At 59.1% G+C, this 237-nt stretch carries 1 protein-coding gene; it reads left to right on the forward strand.

All coding sequences use genetic code 11. From position 1 onward, the window contains the following. Positions 1 to 237, forward strand: a 237-nt coding sequence (locus tag G3I42_RS13735) for a DUF5753 domain-containing protein (protein ID WP_239096431.1), incomplete at both ends; no start/stop codon positions are given.

A 237-nucleotide genomic window follows, 5' to 3' on the forward strand; every position in this document is an offset into this window, starting at 1 on the left:
ACCGCCGTGCTGGACGAAGCGGTGCTCCACCGCGAGGTGGGCGGACCGGAGGTGATGAGGGATCAGCTGCAACATCTGCGTCAGGTGGCCCAACTCCCCCATGTGCAACTGCAGTTGCTGCCGTTCTCGGTGGGCGGCTACGTCGGACTCACCTGCCCTTTCGTTATCTTCTCCTTTCCGAACATTTCTGATCTGGATGTGGTCGTTCTTGACCACTTGACGAGTAGCCTCTATCTG

It is taken from the genome of Streptomyces sp. SID11385, from assembly GCF_010548245.1.
Classification (GTDB): domain Bacteria; phylum Actinomycetota; class Actinomycetes; order Streptomycetales; family Streptomycetaceae; genus Streptomyces.